Source organism: Achromobacter sp., assembly GCF_050285585.1.
Classification (GTDB): Bacteria; Pseudomonadota; Gammaproteobacteria; order Burkholderiales; family Burkholderiaceae_B; genus Achromobacter.
Map to the genome: position 1 here is coordinate 33,406 of NZ_JBLZXF010000023.1, position 17,366 is coordinate 50,771.

A 17,366-nucleotide genomic window follows, 5' to 3' on the forward strand; every position below is an offset into this window, starting at 1 on the left:
TTCTCCTGCCCACCGATCCGTGTCTGTTTCAAAAAAGGACCCCACGCCTGACCCGCAACCCGGGTCTGTCGCCCCCCAAGGGGGCCGTTCGTCCTGGGCGGGCCCGGCGGCAAAAAAAACGCTCTGCTGCCTGTTCTGGGTGACGCTGGCCATCTACGGCATTGCGGCCGCAGGCGTGCTGGGCGTGCGCTATTGGGTCCTTCCAAGAATAGATCAATGGCGCCCGCAGATCGAAGCGTACGCCAGCCAGGCGCTGGGCTCGCGGGTTGCCATCGGGGCCATCGAAGCGAACTGGCAAGGGTTGAATCCCCGGCTGGACCTCACTGCCGTCCAGGTCTACGACGACGCGGTCGATCCGGTGCTGACCTTGCCGTCCGTGTCGGCGGTGCTGGGCTGGCGCAGCATCCTGGCCCTGTCTCCCAAGCTGGTCAGCCTGCAGGTCGAACGGCCCGAGATTTCGCTGCGGCGCGACGCCTCCAACCATCTTTGGGTCGCGGGCCAGGACATAGACCTGAACGCGAGCGATCATGGAACGGACCTGGATCATCCCGCCTTGCGCTGGCTCGGCGCTCAGCGGGAGCTGCGGGTCCGCGGCGCCACCATCCGCTGGCAGGACGAGCTGCGCCAGGCGCCCGAGCTCACGCTTTCAGGTGTGGATTTCCTGGCGCGCAACGGCAGCCTGTCGCACCGCTTCGTGCTCCGCGCCGCGGCGGGTGAGGCGCTGGCGCGCAACGTCGAGCTGCGTGGAGAGTTCAACCGCAACCTGTTCGCGGTGAACTCGGCCAACCCGGGCAACTGGAGCGGGCAGCTCTATATGCAAGTGGACGACGCCGAGCCTCTCGCCTGGGCGCCCTGGTTCGATCTGCCCCCGGTGGCGGGCCGAGTGGCCGCGCGCGCCTGGCTGCAGCTGGAGCGGGGCAAATTCACGGAACTGACCGCGGATACCGCCCTGCGGGGGGCGCGCTGGACGGCTGCGGCGGATGGCCCCGGCTTCAACGCCGGCTATGCGCAGGCGCGCATCCAGGGCCTGCCCGGCGATTTCGTCCAGCTCGATGGCGTGCCGCTGGCGCGCAGCCCGGGCGCCGCGGCCGTGTCCCTCAGCGGCAAGGCCGACCAACTGGCGGTGACGCTGCCGGGCGTGTTCGCGGACCCGACGGTGAGGGCGCGCGAAGTCGCGCTGGACGCCAGCATCAAGGGGCCGGATGCGAAGCGCTGGTTCGTCGACGTTGCCCAGCTGCGCCTGGAAAACGACGATATCGACGTCCGCTTCCAGGGACAGTGGCAGCGCGAAGGCAAGACGGCGGCGGGCAGCGTCGACATGCGCGGCACGATGGTGCGCGGCTCCATGCCGGCCATTCACCGCTACCTGCCGCTGGACGTCAACGCGGACGCGCGCGAATGGCTGGCGACCGGCTTGCCCGCCGGCGAGATGCAATCCGCCTCGATCACGCTCAAGGGCGATCTGGATGAGTTTCCCTTCGGCGATCCCGCCTCGCAGGGCGAGTTCGTCATCGCGGGCGCGTATGCCGGCGCCAAGGTCGATTACGCGCCGGCCCGCGGCCACCGCAAGGGGTGGCCGATGCTGGAGAACCTGTCCGGCAATTTCCGCATCGACAAGGTCAGCCTGGCGCTGGACAGCGCGGGCGGCGCGGTGGCCCATGTCGGGGCCGGCCAGACGGTGACGCTTGGGGCCGTGACGGCCAGCATTCCCAATATGGAGGAAAACTCCGAACTGCTGCTGACCGGCGAGACGTCCGGTTCCGTGCTGGCCTATCTGGCGCTGTCGGCGAATTCTCCCCTGGGCGAGTTGCTGGACGGGGCCTTGGAGGAGGCCCGGGGGACCGGCGATTGGCGGGTGGGCCTCAAGCTGAAGGTGCCCTTGCTGAACACGGACGACACCCAGGTGCAGGGCAGCATCCGTTTCGCGGACAACAGTTTCACTTTCATGCCGGAAATGCCCATGCTCAGCCAGATGCGCGGGGACCTGGAGTTTTCGGAGAAGGGAGTCGAGACCAAGGAGATCCGGGCTCAATTCCTGGGCGGGCCCGCCAGGATCTCCGGCCGGCTGGCCCAGGGCTCGGATGCGCTGCGGTTCGAGGGCACGCTGGCCGGGCCGGCGCTGACCCAGTTGAGCAATACGCCGTCCATGTCGCGCTTTTCGGGCAAGGCCGCCTACAAGGGCAAGGTTGGCTATCAGCGGGGCGGCGCGGTGGATATCTCCGTCGAGTCCGACCTGGTGGGCATGGCGATCGATATGCCCGCCCCGGTCGGCAAACCGGCCCAGGCCTCGCAAACGCTGAAGGTGCAGTGGGGCCCCGCCCAGAACCGGGGCGCCCAGAACAGGCGCTGGCTAACCGTCGGCCTGGGCGAGGGCGTCAATGCGCTGTTCGAGCGCGCGCCATCCGAGGGCGCGTCTTCCTATTTCACGCGCGGCGCGCTGGGGATCGGCCGGCCGGCCAGTCTGCCGGAGCGGGGGCTCAGCCTGAACGCCAGCCTGCCGGAACTGGACCTGGACGCCTGGGAAACAGTGTCCGACGGGTTCAGCCCCGCCGCCGGCAAGGGCGAGGCGAAAAGCAAGGCCGCCGCGCGGCCCATGCTGCCCGAGGCCGAGCGGATCAGCCTGGCGGCGGGGATGCTGCGCACCAGCGGCTATACGCTCAATGACCTGACCGTGTACGCCACGCGGCCCGGGCCGGCGCAATGGCGCGTGGACCTGCAGTCTCGCCAGGCCGCGGGTTCGCTGGAATGGCGCGAAGCGTCGGGCGCCATTGCCGGGCAGATCACCGCGCGCCTGAAGCACCTGTCGCTGGGCGGGGAAGGCGATACCAACGATGCCGATGAGGCCCTGTCGTCCGGCAGCGACCTGTCGGACATTCCCGCGATAGACCTGCAAGCCAAGGAATTCAGGCTTTACGGCAAGAACCTGGGCGAGCTCCAGGTGCTGGGCACCAACCTGGAGCGTGGCCGCCAATGGCGGCTGGACAAGCTTTCCATCGTCAATGAGGCGGCCTCGCTGAACGCCACCGGCAATTGGCGGCTGGAGGGCGCCGACCGCGGACTGACCGTGGATGCGTCGATGAAATACGAGGACATCGGCAAGTTCATGGACCGCATCGGCTTCGAAAAGGTGGTCTCGGGCGGGCAGGGCACGATGAAGGGCACGGCCACATGGCGCAATCTGCCGTGGACCCACAAAGTCGAGGACCTGGCGGGCGAAGTCGACGTCAGCCTGGACAAAGGCCGTTTCATGCACGTCAATTCCCGCACGGCCCGCCTGCTGGAGCTGCTGTCCCTGCAATCGTTGCAACGGCTGGCGAGGCTGGACGTGAATCCGACCAATCTGCTGCGGGATGGCTTTCCCTTCGACACCATCCGCGGCCGGGTGAACGTCAAGGACGGCGTGGCGTCCACCGAGGGCTACAAGATCAACGGGCCCGTTGCCGCGATCGTACTGGCGGGGGGCGTGAACATCATCCGCGAACGCTGGGACCTGAAGGCGGTGGTGATCCCGAATCTGGACGCCAGCGGCGCGGCCATGGTGACGGCCCTGGCGGTCAATCCGCTGATCGGCCTGGGAGCGTTCGTGACCCAATGGCTGCTGAAGCAGCCGCTGGCGCGCGCCATGACCATGGAATATGCGGTGACGGGCAGCTGGGACGACCCCAAGATCGAACCGATCGAGTCTGGCGGCAAGCCCGTGGCCGCGGACAAGCAGACCAAGCGCCCCGAGACGCCGGGCAAACTGGAAGATTTCCTGGGCAACTAAGCCCCGGCCGGGTGCTGACTCCGCCGCAATGAAAATGGATGCCCCACGAGCCAAGCCGCGCGGATCCGGCTCCGCCGGTCCGCGGCGGCGCCCCCCTGGGGGGAAGCGCGCGGCGCTTCGGGGGAAATTACTTCTTTTTCATCATGTCGAAGAATTCGGCATTGGTCTTGGTGGCGCGCATCTTGTCCAGGATGAACTCCATGGATTGGACTTCGTCCATGTCGTGGATGAACTTGCGCAGCACCCAGACCTTCTGCAGCAGGTCCGGCGCGATCAGCAGTTCTTCGCGGCGGGTGCCCGACTTGTTCAGGTTGATCGAGGGGTAGACGCGCTTTTCAGCCAGGCGGCGCTCGAGGTGGACTTCGGAGTTGCCCGTGCCCTTGAACTCTTCGTAGATGACTTCGTCCATGCGGCTGCCGGTTTCGATCAGCGCCGTGCCCAGGATGGTCAGCGAACCGCCTTCCTCGAGGTTGCGGGCCGCACCGAAGAAGCGCTTGGGGCGCTGCAGCGCGTTGGCGTCCACGCCGCCGGTCAGCACCTTGCCGGAGGCCGGCACCACGGTGTTGTAGGCGCGGGCCAGACGGGTGATCGAGTCCAGCAGGATCACGACGTCCTTCTTCATTTCGACCAGGCGCTTGGCCTTTTCGATGACCATTTCGGCAACCTGCACGTGGCGGGTGGCGGGTTCGTCGAAGGTCGACGCCACCACTTCGCCGCGCACGGTGCGCTGCATTTCGGTCACTTCCTCGGGGCGTTCATCCACCAGCAGGACGATCATGACCGCGTCGGGGTAATTCGTGGTGATGGCGTGCGCGATGTGCTGCATCATCACGGTCTTGCCGGACTTGGGGCTGGCGACGATCAGGCCGCGCTGGCCCATCCCGATGGGGGCGAAGACGTCGAGGATCCGGCCGGTAAGGTTTTCCTCGCTCTTGATGTCGCGTTCCAGGCGGATGACACGGTTCGGATGCAGCGGCGTCAGGTTCTCGAACATGATGCGATGCTTGATCGCCTCGGGCGCCACGCCGTTGACCTTGTCCACCTTCACCAGGGCGAAATAGCGCTCGCCATCCTTGGGGGTGCGCACTTCGCCTTCGATGGAGTCGCCGGTGTGCAGATTGAAACGGCGGATCTGCGACGGGGAAATGTAGATGTCGTCGGTGCTGGCCAGATACGAGGTTTCCGGCGAGCGCAGGAAACCAAAACCGTCGGGCAGGACTTCAAGAACGCCGTCGCCGAAGATCTGCTCGCCCTGCTTGGCGCGCCGCTTCATGATGGCGAACATCAGTTCCTGCTTGCGCAGGCGGTTGGCGTTCTCGATTTCCAGGCCAGCGGCCATTTCGAGCAGCTGCGAGACGTGCAGCGCCTTCAGTTCGTTGAGGTGCATCGCGGTGAGTGTTGGGGGAAAAGTAAAGGAGGGTTCTGGCGGCGCGCCACGGACGGGCTCGCGCGGTATTGAATGAGCGCCGCCACCAGGGCGGCGCCTTCGTTCACAGCACGCAGTTTACAACGCGCCGTCCAGGAATGCGGTGAGTTGCGACTTCGACAGCGCGCCAACTTTGGTGGCGGCGGCTTGGCCGTCTTTAAAGAGCATAAGGGTGGGAATGCCGCGGATGCCGTACTTGGCGGCGGTGCCCTGGTTTTCGTCCACGTTCAGCTTGGCGATCGTCAGGCGGCCGGCGTATTCGTTGGCGACCTCTTCCAGGATCGGGGCGATCATCTTGCAGGGGCCGCACCAGGCAGCCCAGTAGTCCACCAGCACCGGCTGGCCGGACTTCAACACATCGGCATCGAAGCTCGCGTCACTGACGTTCTTGATTTGGTCGCTCATGATGGTGATTCTCGGTTCGGCAGCAAAAGGCGCGCAAAAAAGGGACGCGCCTTGCCGTTTTTCTTGTTTGTGGAATGGATTAAAGCATACCACTGTCAATAACAACAGGCATACCACTGTTAATAACAACAGGGTTTGCCGGATTTGTGTAGGATGTTGCGGCGCAGTTGTCGCGATCCGGGCCATGCAGCCCCGATGCGCCGGCTGTGACTGTCATCATCCTACCGAATTCGAAGGTGGTCAGGTCGTGCGCATCCCACCGGGAGCCGCGCAGAACCTGGGCTTATCCGTAAAATGTCGGTTTTTTTCCACAGATGTTGGGGATAACTTGGCCACTCCACGTTACACCGAGGCGTCCATTCGCGTCCTGAAGGGGCTGGAGCCCGTGCGCCAGCGCCCGGGCATGTACACCCGAACCGAAAACCCGCTGCACGTCGTGCAGGAGGTCATTGATAACGCCGCAGACGAGGCATTGGCCGGCTACGGCAAGCAGATCCAGGTCACGTTGCACACGGATGGCAGCGTTTCCGTCGAGGACGACGGGCGGGGCATTCCCGTCGGCCTGCATCCCGAAGAGCACGCTCCCGTCGTGGAACTGGTGTTCACCCGCCTGCACGCGGGCGGCAAGTTCGACAAGGCCGGCGGCGGCGCCTACGCCTTCTCCGGCGGCCTGCACGGCGTCGGCGTCTCCGTCACCAATGCGCTGGCCACTCGGCTGGAAGTCGTGGTGTGGCGGGATGGCGCGGTCAACCGGCTGGTCTTCAAGGGAGGCGACGTCGCCGAGCCCCTGGCCCCCTACGACCAGGGCGGCCGCAAGAAGTCCGGCACCCGCGTGCGTGTCTGGCCGGATGCGAAGTACTTCGACAGCCCCAACATTCCGCTGGGCGAGCTGACGCACCTGTTGCGCAGCAAGGCCGTGCTGCTGCCCGGCGTGAAAGTGTCCCTGATCAACGAGAAGACCGGCGACACCCGCAGCTGGCAGTACCAGGACGGCCTGCGCGGCTATCTGTCCGAGGCGCTGTCGGGGGCGGAACTGATGGTGCCGTTCTTCGAGGGCCAGCAGTACGCGGGCGCCGACCACGAGAATTTCGCCGAAGGCGAGGGCGCCCAATGGGTGGTGGCCTGGACGGAAGACGGCAACGCCGTGCGCGAGTCCTACGTCAACCTGATCCCCACGCCGGCCGGCGGCACGCACGAGTCCGGCCTGCGCGAAGGCCTGTTCGGCGCGGTCAAGGGCTTCGCCGAATTGCACAGCCTGCTGCCCAAGGGGGTGAAGCTGCTGCCCGAGGACGTCTTCGCGCGCGCCAGCTTCGTGCTCTCGGCCAAGGTGCTGGATCCGCAGTTCCAGGGCCAGATCAAGGAACGGCTGAACAGCCGCGACGCGGTGCGCCTGGTGGGCGGCTTTTCCAAGAGCGCGCTGGACCTGTGGCTGCACAGTAATGTCGAATACGGCAAGAAACTGGCCGAATTGGCCATCCGCCAGGCCCAGGCGCGCCAGCGCTCCGCCCAGAAGGTGGAAAAGCGCAAGAGTTCCGGCGTGGCCGTGCTGCCGGGCAAGCTGACCGATTGCGAATCCAGCGACGCGTCGCGCACCGAAGTGTTCCTGGTCGAGGGCGACTCCGCCGGCGGCTCCGCCAAGATGGGCCGCGACAAGGAATTCCAGGCCATCCTGCCGCTGCGCGGCAAGGTGCTGAATTCCTGGGAAGTGGATCGCGACCGGCTTTTCGCCAACAACGAAATCCATGACATTTCCGTGGCCATCGGCGTGGACCCGCATGGTCCCGGCGACACGCCGGACCTGTCCGGCCTGCGCTACGGCCGCATCTGCATATTGTCCGACGCGGACGTGGACGGCTCCCACATCCAGGTGCTGCTGCTGACGCTGTTCTACCGGCATTTCCCCAAGCTGGTGGAAGCGGGGCATGTGTTCGTGGCCAAGCCGCCGCTGTTCCGCCTGGACGTGCCGGCGCAGGGCAAGCGCCCGGCGCGCAAGATCTACTGCCTGGACGACGGCGAGCTCGAAGCCGCGCAGGACAAGCTGCGCAAGGAAGGCGTGCGCGAAGGCGCCTGGGCGGTCAGCCGCTTCAAGGGCCTGGGCGAAATGAATCCCGAGCAGTTGTGGGAAACCACCATGAACCCGGATACGCGCCGCCTGCTGCCGGTAGGCTATGGCGATCAGTCTCCCGAAGACACCACCCGCATGTTCGACATGCTGATGGGCAAGGGCGAGTCCTCGCAGCGCCGCGCCTGGATCGAAGAGAAGGGCAACCTGGCGGAGCTGGACATCTGATGGCCGGATCCGCGTCCGGGCAAGCCCGCATGGACGTCGACCTGACGGCCGACGACTACGCCGACTTCGCCGTCTACGTGTACAAGCGGCCGGAGCTGCGCCGCCGCCGCTACCGTTCGCACCTGCGCTTCGCCATCCTGATGATCGTGGCGCTGCTGGCCTACCTGGTCTGGCAGACCTGGGACGGCAAGGGCCCGAACTGGGGCCAAGTGCTGCCGATGTACTTCCAGGGGCTGGCGGTGGGCCTGGGCATCCTCGGCGTGCTGGCGCTGGCCTATGAATACGTGCTGCCCTCCCTGGTGAGGAAGAACACCCGGCGCATGCTTGCCAGGCAGCCCGACGAGCTGTTCCTGGGGCGGCACCAGCTGGATTTCGGCCCCGAGGGCATCACGGATTCCACCGTCACCGCCTCCGGGCGCATGAACTGGTCCGACGTGCGGCGGGTCGAGGAAACCCCGGAGCATCTCTACGTCATTCTCGGCACCCTGCAGGGCGTGATCATCCCCAAGCGCGGGCAGGACGCCGCCACGCTGGACGCGGTGCGCGGCCAGTTGCGCGCGCACGTCGCCGATACGCAGCTGATGCCGTCCGCGACGGCGCGCTGACGCCGTTCCGATGAATTTGTCTACCTGAAACCATCATGACCGACAGCAATCAACCCGGTTTGTTCGATTCCACCCCGCCCAACGGCGAGGGCGATGCCGCCATCACCCTGGCGCGCTACGCGGAACAGGCCTATCTGGACTACGCCGTTTCCGTCGTGCGGGGCCGCGCCCTGCCGGACGTGGGCGACGGGCAGAAGCCCGTGCAGCGCCGCATCCTGTTCGCCATGCAGGCAATGGGCCTGTCCGCCGGCGCCAAGCCGGTGAAGTCCGCGCGCGTCGTGGGCGACGTGCTGGGCAAGTATCACCCGCACGGCGACCAGGCCGCCTATGACGCCATGGTGCGCATGGCGCAGGATTTTTCGCTGCGCTACCCGCTGATCGACGGCCAGGGCAACTTCGGTTCGCGCGACGGCGACAACGCCGCCGCGATGCGATACACCGAAGCCCGCCTGACGCCCATCGCCAAGCTGCTGCTCGACGAGCTGGACGAGGGCACCGTGGACTTCGTGCCCAACTACGACGGCAGCCAGCAGGAACCCCAGATGCTGCCGGCGCGCCTGCCCGTGATGCTGCTCAACGGCGCATCGGGCATCGCGGTCGGCATGGCCACCGAGATTCCGCCGCACAACCTGCGCGAAGTGGCCCAGGCCTGCGTGGCGCTCATCCGCCACCCCCAGATGCCGGACGCCGAATTGCACGCGCTGGTTCCGGGCCCCGATTTCGCGGGCGGCGGGCAGATCATCACCCCGCCCGAGGACATCGCCCAGATCTACGCGTCCGGCCGAGGCTCGCTGAAGGTGCGCGCCCGCTGGCAGTTCGAGGAAATGGCGCGCGGCCAATGGCAGCTGGTGGTCACCGAATTGCCTCCGGGCACCTCGGGCCAGAAGGTGCTGGAGGAAATCGAGGAAATCACCAATCCTAAGGTCAAGACCGGCAAGAAGAGCCTGACGCCCGAGCAGACCCAGGCCAAGGCGGTGATGCTGAACCTGCTGGACGCCGTGCGCGACGAGTCGGGCAAGGACGCCGCCGTGCGCCTGGTCTTCGAACCCAAGACCTCGCGCGTGGACCGCGACGAATTCGTCAACACGCTGCTGGCGCAGACCAGCATGGAAAGCAGCGCTTCGGTCAACCTGGTGTGCATCGGCACCGACGGGCGTCCGCGCCAGAAGGGCCTGCGCGACATCCTGGTCGAGTGGCTGGCGTTCCGCACCAATACCGTGGTCCGCCGCACGCGCTTCCGCCTGGACAAGGTCATCGACCGCATCCACGTGCTGGAAGGCCGGATGGTCGTCTACCTGAACGTGGACGAAGTGATCCAGACCATCCGCGAATCCGACGAACCGCGCGCCGCGCTGATGGAACGCTTCAAGCTGTCCGAGCGGCAGGCCGAGGACATCCTCGAAATGCGCCTGCGCCAGCTGGCCCGCCTGGAAGGCTTCAAGATCGAACAGGAACTGGCCGACAAGCGCAAGGAGCAACTCAACCTGCAGGAACTGCTGGACAATCCTTCCGCGCTCAAGCGCCTGCTGATCAAGGAAATCGAGGCCGACGCCAAGCAGTACGGCGACGACCGCCGTACGCTGATCGAGACCGCCGAGCGCGCCGTGCTCGAAACCAAGGTGCTGGACGAGCCGGTCACCGTGGTGGTGTCGCAGAAGGGCTGGCTGCGGGCCCGCCAGGGCCACGGCCACGACGCTGCCCAATTCGGCTTCAAGCAGGGCGACGACCTGTACGGCGCGTTCGAGTGCCGCACCACCGACACGCTGATCGCCGTGGGCGACAACGGCCGCGTCTATTCCGTGCCCGTCTCCGGGCTGCCCTCGGCACGCGGCGACGGCCAGCCGGTCACCACCATGATCGACCTGGGGCCGGGCACGCGCATCGTCCACACGATCGCGGCGGCCGCCGACAGCCGCTGGCTGCTGGCTACGCGCGGCGGCTACGGCTTCGCGGCCAAGCTGTCCGACATGGTCAGCCGCCAGCGCGCCGGCAAGCAGTTCATCACGCTGGAAGAGGGCGACGAGCTGCTGCGCCCGGTGCCGCTGTTCCCGGGCGCCACGCAGCTCGCATTGCTGTCGCACAAGGGCAAGTTCCTGGTCTTCGGCCTGGACGAGATCAAGAGCCTGTCGGGCGGCGGACGCGGCACCATCCTGATGGGGCTGGACGCTTCCGACAAGCTGGACCAGACCGTGCCCATCGGCGCGGGCGGCCTGCGCGCCGCGGGCATCTACCGCAACAAGCCGACCGAGGACATCCTGGCCGGCGATGCGCTGGCTCCCTACGTCGGCAAGCGGGCCCGCAAGGGGCGCGCGCTGGACGTCCGGCCCAAGCAGCCGGTGCTGTCCCCGGTGCTGGCGGGCTAGTCCCGCGATGCGCGTCCAACCGGCGGCCGGCGCCGAACGGGCTCCCGCGCGGCTGGCGCAGGTGGACGCGCTGCGCGGCTTTGCGCTGTTCGGCATCCTGGTGGTCAACATCGGGGTGTTCGCCTCGCCGTACTATGGCGCCGGCGTGGCCGATCCGGTGTATTCCCGGCCCGTGGACCTGGCCGTTCGATGGCTGATCGCCTGGCTGTTCGAGACCAAGTTCTACCTGTTGTTCTCGTTCCTGTTCGGATACAGCTTCACCTTGCAGATGGCGGCGGCCGAGCGCAGCCAGGCCGCGTTCGCGCCCCGGTTCCTGCGCCGGCTCGCGGGGCTGGCCGCGCTGGGCGGCGCGCACGCCATGCTGTTCTACCAGGGCGATATCCTGGTCACCTATGCCTTGCTTGGCCTGGGGCTGCTGCTGTGCCGGCACATGGCTCCGAAACGGGCGTTGCGCATCGCGCTGTGGCTCATCGTGCTGGCGTCCCTGGCGTGGGCCGTGCTGGGCGCGCTGGCCTTCCTGGATCCGCTGCCCGCCGATTACGCCGCGCAATACCGGGCGGAGGCGCTGTCGGCCATCGAGGCCTACCGGGGCACCATCGGCACGACCATCGCCCAGCACCTGAAGGAGCTGGTCGAGGCCGTCTGGTTCACGGTGCTCTTCGTGCAGGGGCCGTTCGTCTTCGCCATGTTCCTGGCCGGCTACGCGCTGGGCCGCCGGGAAGCGCTGGCCGACCCGTGGCGCCAGCCCCGGGCGCTGGGCCTGTTGTGCGCGCTGGGTCTGCTGCCGGGCCTCGCCGGTTCGGCGGCGTATGCCACTTCATCCCTGCCTTTCGCGGGCTCGGCCTGGGAGCTGCCGGGGCTGGCGGCCGATCTGCTGACCGCGCCGCTGCTCAGCATGTCATACGCCGCGGCGTTCCTTCTGGCCCTGCGCACGCGCCAGGGCGGACGGCTTGGAGCATGGCTCGCGCCGGCCGGGCGCATGGCGCTGAGCAATTATCTGATGCAGTCCGTCGTCTGCGCCTGCATTTTCACCGCCTGGGGCTTGCGCCTCTTCGGCGCGGTATCGCCGCTGGCCGCCTTTGGGATGGCCGTGGCCCTCTTCGCGGCGCAGCTGCCGCTGTCCGCCTGGTGGCTGCGGCGGCATGCCTACGGCCCGGTGGAGTGGTTCCTGCGCGCGCTCACCATCGGCGCCTGGCCGGCCTGGCGGCGCGCGCGGCCCGGCTGATCAGGCCGCTTCCGTGCGCAGCCGGCGAGCCGGGGCGCCGCCGTCCCGCCGCCCCTGGCGCACCCACATTCCCGCCAGCAGCAGCAGCGCGGGCACGTACACCCAGAAGTCGGACCAGCGTTGCGGGTTCGGCATCTTGATCTCCACCACGTCCCAGCCCTGTTCCCAGCCGGCGCGCTGCGCGCGGCTGCCGAAGCGCAGGCCGCCGATCTGCGTCTGGTTTCCCAGGCGCATCAGCGTCAGCCCCGCCTCGGCCAGGCGCTTGCGGCCCGCGTCCGGCGCGCCCGCGCCCTCGGAGAGTTCGGGCAGGGCGACGGCGACGGTCTTGGTCAGTTCGTCGCCTTCCAGGTTCATCCCGCGCAGCACGGCGATCAGGCGGCCGTTGTCCGGCAGCGAGGCGGCGATCGCCTGCAATTCGGATACGGGCCGGCTTTCGTGGCGCGCCGCGAAGTGGTCCATGAACCAGTCCGGGCGGAATAGCATGAACGTCACCAGCAGCAAGATTCCGACCTCGGCCAACGTGCAGCGTGAGCGGAACCATCGCATGGTGGCCGCCGCGAAGGTCAGCGAGGCGAGCGTGGCGCCGGCCACGACCAGCGCGAGCTCCCAGCCATAATCGACGTCGATCAGCAGCAGCATGGGGTTGAACACGAACATGAAGGGCAGGATGGCCGTGCGCGCCGCGTAAGTGACGCCCTGAATGCCGGTCTTGATCGGATCCTCGCCCGAAATCGCGGCGGCCGCGAAGGTGGCCAGGCCTACCGGCGGCGTGATGTCCGCCATGATGCCGTAATAGAAAACGAACATGTGCACGGCGATCAGCGGAATGACCAGGCCATTCTGGGCGCCCAGCTCCACCACCACCGGCGCCATCAGCGTCGCCATGAGGATGTAGTTGGCCGTCGTGGGCATGCCCAGCCCCAGGATCAGACACACCACCGCCGTGAAGATCAGCATGAGCAGCACGTTGCCCATCGACACGAGTTCGACGAAGGCGGTCATGCGCAAGCCCAGGCCCGTCAGGGTGATGGCGCCGACGATCAGCCCGGCCGTGCCGCAGGCGATGGCGATGCCGATCATGTTGCGGGCGCCGTCTTCCAGGCCGCCGATGGCGTCGCGCCAGCCCTGGCGCCAGGCCGCGCCGGCGGGTTGCCCGCGGAACCCTGCGATCAGCGGGCGCTGCGTCACCATCTGGAACAGCATCGCCATCGCCGCCCAGAACGCGGACAGGCCGGCCGATAGCTCTTCCACGCTCAGGCACCAGACCAGGATGCCGATGGGGATCAGGAAATACAGCCCGGCGCGCACGGTGGGCCAGGGCTGCGGCCGCACGGGGTGGTTGATGTCGATGTCCTGAGGCAGGTCCGGATGGCGCGCCGCGATGCGCAGCAGCCACAAGTAAAGCGCCGCCAGGATGGCCAGCAGCACCCAGGTGGCGGCGGCGCCGGCCACTGCCTGTATGCCGGTGCCGATCCAGTAGACCGCGCCCATCACCACGAGCGTGCCGCTGACGCCCATGCCCCATCCGGCCAGCTTCTGCAGCGGCGTGCGGGCGGGGCCGGAGGCCATCATCGGCTGGATCCCGAGCTTGAGCGCTTCCAGGTGAACGATATAGAAGAGCGCGATGTAGGAAATCGAGGCCGGCAGGATCGCGTGACGGATGATGTCCGTATAGGGGATGCCGACATACTCGATCATCAGGAACGCGGCCGCGCCCATGACGGGCGGCATGATCTGGCCGTTGACCGAGGACGCGGTCTCGATCGCGCCCGCGCGCACACCGCCGTAGCCGGCCTTTTTCATGAGCGGAATCGTAAAGATGCCGCCGGTCACCACGTTCGCGACCGACGAGGCCGATACCAGCCCATTGACGGCGGAGGACACCACGGCCACCTTGGCCGGGCCGCCCCGCAGGTGGCCCAGCAGCGCGAACGACACCTGCATCATGTAGTTGCCGGCTCCGCACTTGTCCAGCATGGAGCCCAGCAGCACGAAGATGAATATGTAGGACACCGATACGCCCAGCGCCACGCCGTAGACGCCCTCCGTGGTGAGCCACATGTGGGACATCAGGCGTTCCAGCGACGCGCCCCGGTGCGCCAGCACATCGGGCAGCCAGGGGCCGGCCAGCGCGTAGGCGACGAACACCAGGCCCAGCACCGTCATGGGCAGGCCCAGCGCGCGGCGCGTCACTTCCAGCAGCAGCGCCAGGCCGATGGCGGCCGTGGCCACGTCCATGGTCGTGGGCTGGCCGGGGCGGCCCGCAAGCTCGTTATAGAAAAGGTACAGGTAGCTGCCGCAGAAGCCGGCCATCAGCGCCAGCGCCCAGTCGTACCAGGGCATGCGGTCGCGCGCCGATCGTTTGCTGGCTGGATAGGCCAGGTAGCCCAGGAACATCGCGATGCCCAGATGCAGGGCGCGTGCCTCGGTGTCGTTGAAAATGCCCCAGTTCAGCGAGAACGGCAGCGGGGAGGCGTACCAAAGCTGGAATAGGGACCAGATCAGCGCGCCGATGGCCAGCGTGGCGCCCGCGACGCCGCGGACGTTGCGGCCTCCGCGGTCGGCGTCGGCGACGAGCTGTTCCAGGTCCGGGGCCGGCGAATGCGGCTCTTGTGTCATGAATTTCCCCTACATGTCATTGCGCGCGCCACGGTGCGGCGCGCGTTGCGCCCTTGCGCGCGGTGGCCGCGCGCAAGGGGCGGCAGCCGCGGGCCCCGCGCGTGGCGCGGCCCGTCCGGCTTGCCGGCAAGCGGCCCTGCCGGCTTAGAGCAGGCCCTTTTCCTTGAAGTACTTTTCGGCGCCGGGATGCAGGGGCGCCGACAGGCCGTTCTTCACCATGTCCGCGGCCTTCAGGTTGGCGAAGGCGGGGTGCAGCTTCTTGAAGTCGTCGAAGTTGTCGAACACGGCCTTGACCACCGTATAGACGGTGGCTTCCGGCACGTCGGCCGACGTGACGAAGGTGGCCGTTACGCCGTACGTCTTGGTTTCGGCCGGGTTGTTCGGGTACAGCCCGGCCGGGATCGTGGCGTGAGCGTAATAGGGGTATTTCTCGACCAGCTTGTCGACCGCGGGGCCCGTGAGCGACACGAGCTTGGCGCCGCAGCTGGTGGTGGGATCCTGGATGTTGGCCGACGGGTGGCCGACGCCATAGAAGAAGCCGTCGATCTTGCCGTCGCACAGCGCGGAGCCATGCTCGTCGGGACGCAGCTCGGAGGCGAGCGAGAAGTCCTTCATTGTCCAGCCCATGGTGGCCAGCAGCTCTTCCATCGAGGCGCGGGTGCCCGAACCCGGGTTGCCGACGTTGAAGCGCTTGCCCTTCAGGTCCTCGAAGGTCTTGATATTGGCCTCCTTGCGCGTCACGACGGTGAACGGCTCGGGATGGATCGAGAACACGGAGCGCAGCTTGTCGAAGGGGCCGGCCTGCTTGAACTGGCCTTCGCCGCGGTAGGCGTTGTAGCCGACGTCGGACTGCACGACGCCCAGGTCCAGTTCGCCTGCCTTGATGGTGTTGGCGTTGAACACCGAGCCGCCGGTCGATTCGACCGAACAGCGGATGCCATGGGAGGAGCGGTCCTTGTTGACGAGGCGGCAGATGGCGCCGCCGGCGGCATAGTAGACGCCGGTGACGCCGCCCGTGCCGATACTGACGAACTTCTGTTGAGCGGCGGCGGGAGCCGGCGCCGCGGACAGCAATGCCGTGGCCAGGCCCGCCGCGGCGAGCGACCAGCCATTGCGTAGGCCCAAGGGGTGTTTGACGGACGTGGTCATGCAAACTCCTTTTGGGGGTTTTCCCCGTGAGATTGCCGGTCTTTGCCGGCGGTTGGCGCATCCCGCGAGCCGCGGAACGCCCTGTGCGAATCTTCACGTGCCCGCGCGAGGCGGGCGCAGGCGCGCAGCGGATGCCCCCCGCTGCGCCGGCAGGCGCCGCGCCTAGGCGCGCGCCTGCGCGATGGCCGCGTCGATGGCGCCGGCCAGGCGTTCGGTCAATTGGTCCAGTTCGTCGTCCGTGACGATGAAGGGCGGAGCGAGCAGCACGTGGTCGCCCTGGCGGCCGTCGATCGTGCCGCCCATCGGATAGACCATCAGCCCCCGCGCCATGGCTTCGCGCTTGATGCGCGCATGCAGCGAGAGCGCGGGGTCGAATGTCTGCTTGGTTGCGCGGTCCTGCACCAGTTCCACGCCCATGAAAAGGCCGCGGCCCCGGATGTCGCCCACTTGCGGGTGGTCTCCCAGCGCGCGCTGGAGCCGGTCGCGCAGGCCCGAGCCTTGTTCGCGCACGCGCGCCAGCAGGCCGTCGCGGCGGATCACGTCCTGCACGGCGAGCGCCGCGGCGCAGGCGACCGCGTGGCCGAGGTAGGTGTGGCCGTGCTGGAAGAAGCCGCTGCCTTGCTGCATGGCTTGCACGAGGCGTTGCTGCGCCATGACGGCGCCGATGGGCTGGTAGCCGCCGCCCAGGCCCTTGGCGATGGTGATCAGGTCGGGCGTCACGCCTTCCTGCTCCACGGCGTACAGCGTGCCGGTGCGGCCCATGCCGCACATCACTTCGTCGGCGATCAGCAGCACGCCATGGCGGTCGCATACTTCACGGACCCGGCGGAAATAACCGGGCACCGCGGTGACGGCGCCGGCGGTGGCGCCCACCACGGGCTCGGCCACGAACGCCATGACAGTGCCGGGGCCCAGCCGTTCGAACGTTTGTTCCAGTTCCTGGGCCAGGCGTTCGCCGTACTGCTCGGCGCTTTCGCCTTCGCGCTGGTCGCGGTAGGCATAGCAGGGCGAGACATGCTCCACCTCGATCAGCAGGGGGGCGAATTGCGCCCTGCGCCAGGCATTGCCGCCCACCGCCAGCGCGCCCAGCGTATTGCCGTGGTAGCTCTGCCGACGCGCCACGATGTGGCGGCGCTCGGGTTGGCCGATCTCCACGAAATACTGGCGGGCCATTTTCAACGCCGCTTCCACCGCTTCCGAGCCTCCCGACACGAAATAGGCGTGCGAAATGCCTTCCGGCGCGTCGGCGACCAGGCGGTCGGCCAGGCGCTCGGCGACTTCGGTGGTGAAGAAGCTGGTGTGCGCATAGGCCAGGGCGTCGATTTGCGCGTGCATGGCCGCCTGGATGTCGGGATGGTTGTGCCCCAGGCAGGAAACGGCGGCGCCGCCCGACCCGTCGAGATAGGCGCGGCCGGCGCTGTCATAGACCCAGGCGCCTTGGCCGCGCACGGCGACAGGGGGCGTCTGGCGTAGGGAACGATGCAGGACGTGAGTGGTGTTGCTCATGGGACGATTCCG

Annotated in this window: 10 protein-coding genes; 5 read left to right on the forward strand and 5 right to left on the reverse strand. The window is 67.6% G+C overall.

The window, feature by feature from the left end; genetic code table 11:
- Nucleotides 1-130: 130 nt before the first annotated feature.
- Nucleotides 131-3,766 carry a YhdP family protein gene (locus tag ACN6PJ_RS23230; protein ID WP_427998193.1) on the forward strand — a complete coding sequence of 1,212 codons (3,636 nt, stop codon included), beginning with the start codon at nt 131-133 and terminating at the stop codon, nt 3,764-3,766.
- Between the two features lie 127 nt (nt 3,767-3,893).
- Here ACN6PJ_RS23230 and rho read toward each other — a convergent pair whose 3' ends face one another.
- Together rho and trxA are read right to left on the reverse strand one after the other, a co-directional pair.
- Complete coding sequence (gene rho, locus ACN6PJ_RS23235) at nt 3,894-5,153, reverse strand: transcription termination factor Rho (RefSeq protein ID WP_043541410.1); 1,260 nt, start codon at nt 5,151-5,153, stop codon at nt 3,894-3,896.
- A 117-nt stretch (nt 5,154-5,270) separates the two neighbouring features.
- Nucleotides 5,271-5,597, reverse strand: coding sequence for a thioredoxin TrxA (trxA, locus tag ACN6PJ_RS23240; RefSeq protein ID WP_062681965.1), 327 nt, complete (start codon nt 5,595-5,597; stop codon nt 5,271-5,273).
- Nucleotides 5,598-5,925: 328 nt separating this feature from the next.
- Here trxA and parE point away from each other — a divergent pair, with 328 nt between their 5' ends.
- Genes parE through ACN6PJ_RS23260 form a run of 4 tightly spaced genes read left to right on the forward strand, consistent with a single transcriptional unit; the run spans nt 5,926 to nt 12,080 of the window.
- Nucleotides 5,926-7,887, forward strand: a complete 1,962-nt coding sequence (gene parE / locus ACN6PJ_RS23245) for a DNA topoisomerase IV subunit B (RefSeq protein ID WP_427998155.1) — start codon at nt 5,926-5,928, stop codon at nt 7,885-7,887.
- Nucleotides 7,887-8,492 (forward strand): YcxB family protein, encoded by a 606-nt coding sequence (locus ACN6PJ_RS23250; protein ID WP_427998156.1) that lies wholly within the window; start codon nt 7,887-7,889, stop codon nt 8,490-8,492. The genes parE and ACN6PJ_RS23250 overlap by 1 nt, the downstream gene beginning before the upstream one ends.
- A 35-nt stretch (nt 8,493-8,527) precedes the next feature.
- Nucleotides 8,528-10,855 (forward strand): DNA topoisomerase IV subunit A, encoded by a 2,328-nt coding sequence (gene parC / locus ACN6PJ_RS23255; RefSeq protein ID WP_427998157.1) that lies wholly within the window; start codon nt 8,528-8,530, stop codon nt 10,853-10,855.
- 7 nt (nt 10,856-10,862) lie between these two features.
- The gene (locus tag ACN6PJ_RS23260) at nt 10,863-12,080 is read left to right on the forward strand and encodes a DUF418 domain-containing protein (RefSeq protein WP_427998158.1); all 1,218 of its coding nucleotides are present in this window, start codon (nt 10,863-10,865) and stop codon (nt 12,078-12,080) included.
- Here ACN6PJ_RS23260 and ACN6PJ_RS23265 read toward each other — a convergent pair whose 3' ends face one another.
- The 3 genes from ACN6PJ_RS23265 to ACN6PJ_RS23275 form a co-directional block, all read right to left on the reverse strand.
- Nucleotides 12,081-14,699, reverse strand: coding sequence for a TRAP transporter permease (locus ACN6PJ_RS23265; RefSeq protein ID WP_427998159.1), 2,619 nt, complete (start codon nt 14,697-14,699; stop codon nt 12,081-12,083). It abuts the gene before it with no gap.
- Nucleotides 14,700-14,843: 144 nt separating this feature from the next.
- Nucleotides 14,844-15,848 carry a TAXI family TRAP transporter solute-binding subunit gene (locus ACN6PJ_RS23270; RefSeq protein ID WP_427998160.1) on the reverse strand — a complete coding sequence of 335 codons (1,005 nt, stop codon included), beginning with the start codon at nt 15,846-15,848 and terminating at the stop codon, nt 14,844-14,846.
- A gap of 162 nt (nt 15,849-16,010) precedes the next feature.
- Nucleotides 16,011-17,354 carry an aspartate aminotransferase family protein gene (locus ACN6PJ_RS23275; protein WP_427998161.1) on the reverse strand — a complete coding sequence of 448 codons (1,344 nt, stop codon included), beginning with the start codon at nt 17,352-17,354 and terminating at the stop codon, nt 16,011-16,013.
- Nucleotides 17,355-17,366 lie beyond the last annotated feature (12 nt).

What these genes read in the sequence shown, in the direction of transcription:
- rho (WP_043541410.1), bottom strand. Translation starts at nt 5,153, where the DNA reads ATGCACCTCAACGAACTGAAGGCGCTGCACGTCTCGCAGCTGCTCGAA.
- trxA (WP_062681965.1), bottom strand. Translation starts at nt 5,597, where the DNA reads ATGAGCGACCAAATCAAGAACGTCAGTGACGCGAGCTTCGATGCCGAT.
- ACN6PJ_RS23250 (WP_427998156.1), top strand. Translation starts at nt 7,887, where the DNA reads ATGGCCGGATCCGCGTCCGGGCAAGCCCGCATGGACGTCGACCTGACG.
- parC (WP_427998157.1), top strand. Translation starts at nt 8,528, where the DNA reads ATGACCGACAGCAATCAACCCGGTTTGTTCGATTCCACCCCGCCCAAC.
- ACN6PJ_RS23260 (WP_427998158.1), top strand. Translation starts at nt 10,863, where the DNA reads ATGCGCGTCCAACCGGCGGCCGGCGCCGAACGGGCTCCCGCGCGGCTG.
- ACN6PJ_RS23265 (WP_427998159.1), bottom strand. Translation starts at nt 14,699, where the DNA reads ATGACACAAGAGCCGCATTCGCCGGCCCCGGACCTGGAACAGCTCGTC.
- ACN6PJ_RS23270 (WP_427998160.1), bottom strand. Translation starts at nt 15,848, where the DNA reads ATGACCACGTCCGTCAAACACCCCTTGGGCCTACGCAATGGCTGGTCG.
- ACN6PJ_RS23275 (WP_427998161.1), bottom strand. Translation starts at nt 17,354, where the DNA reads ATGAGCAACACCACTCACGTCCTGCATCGTTCCCTACGCCAGACGCCC.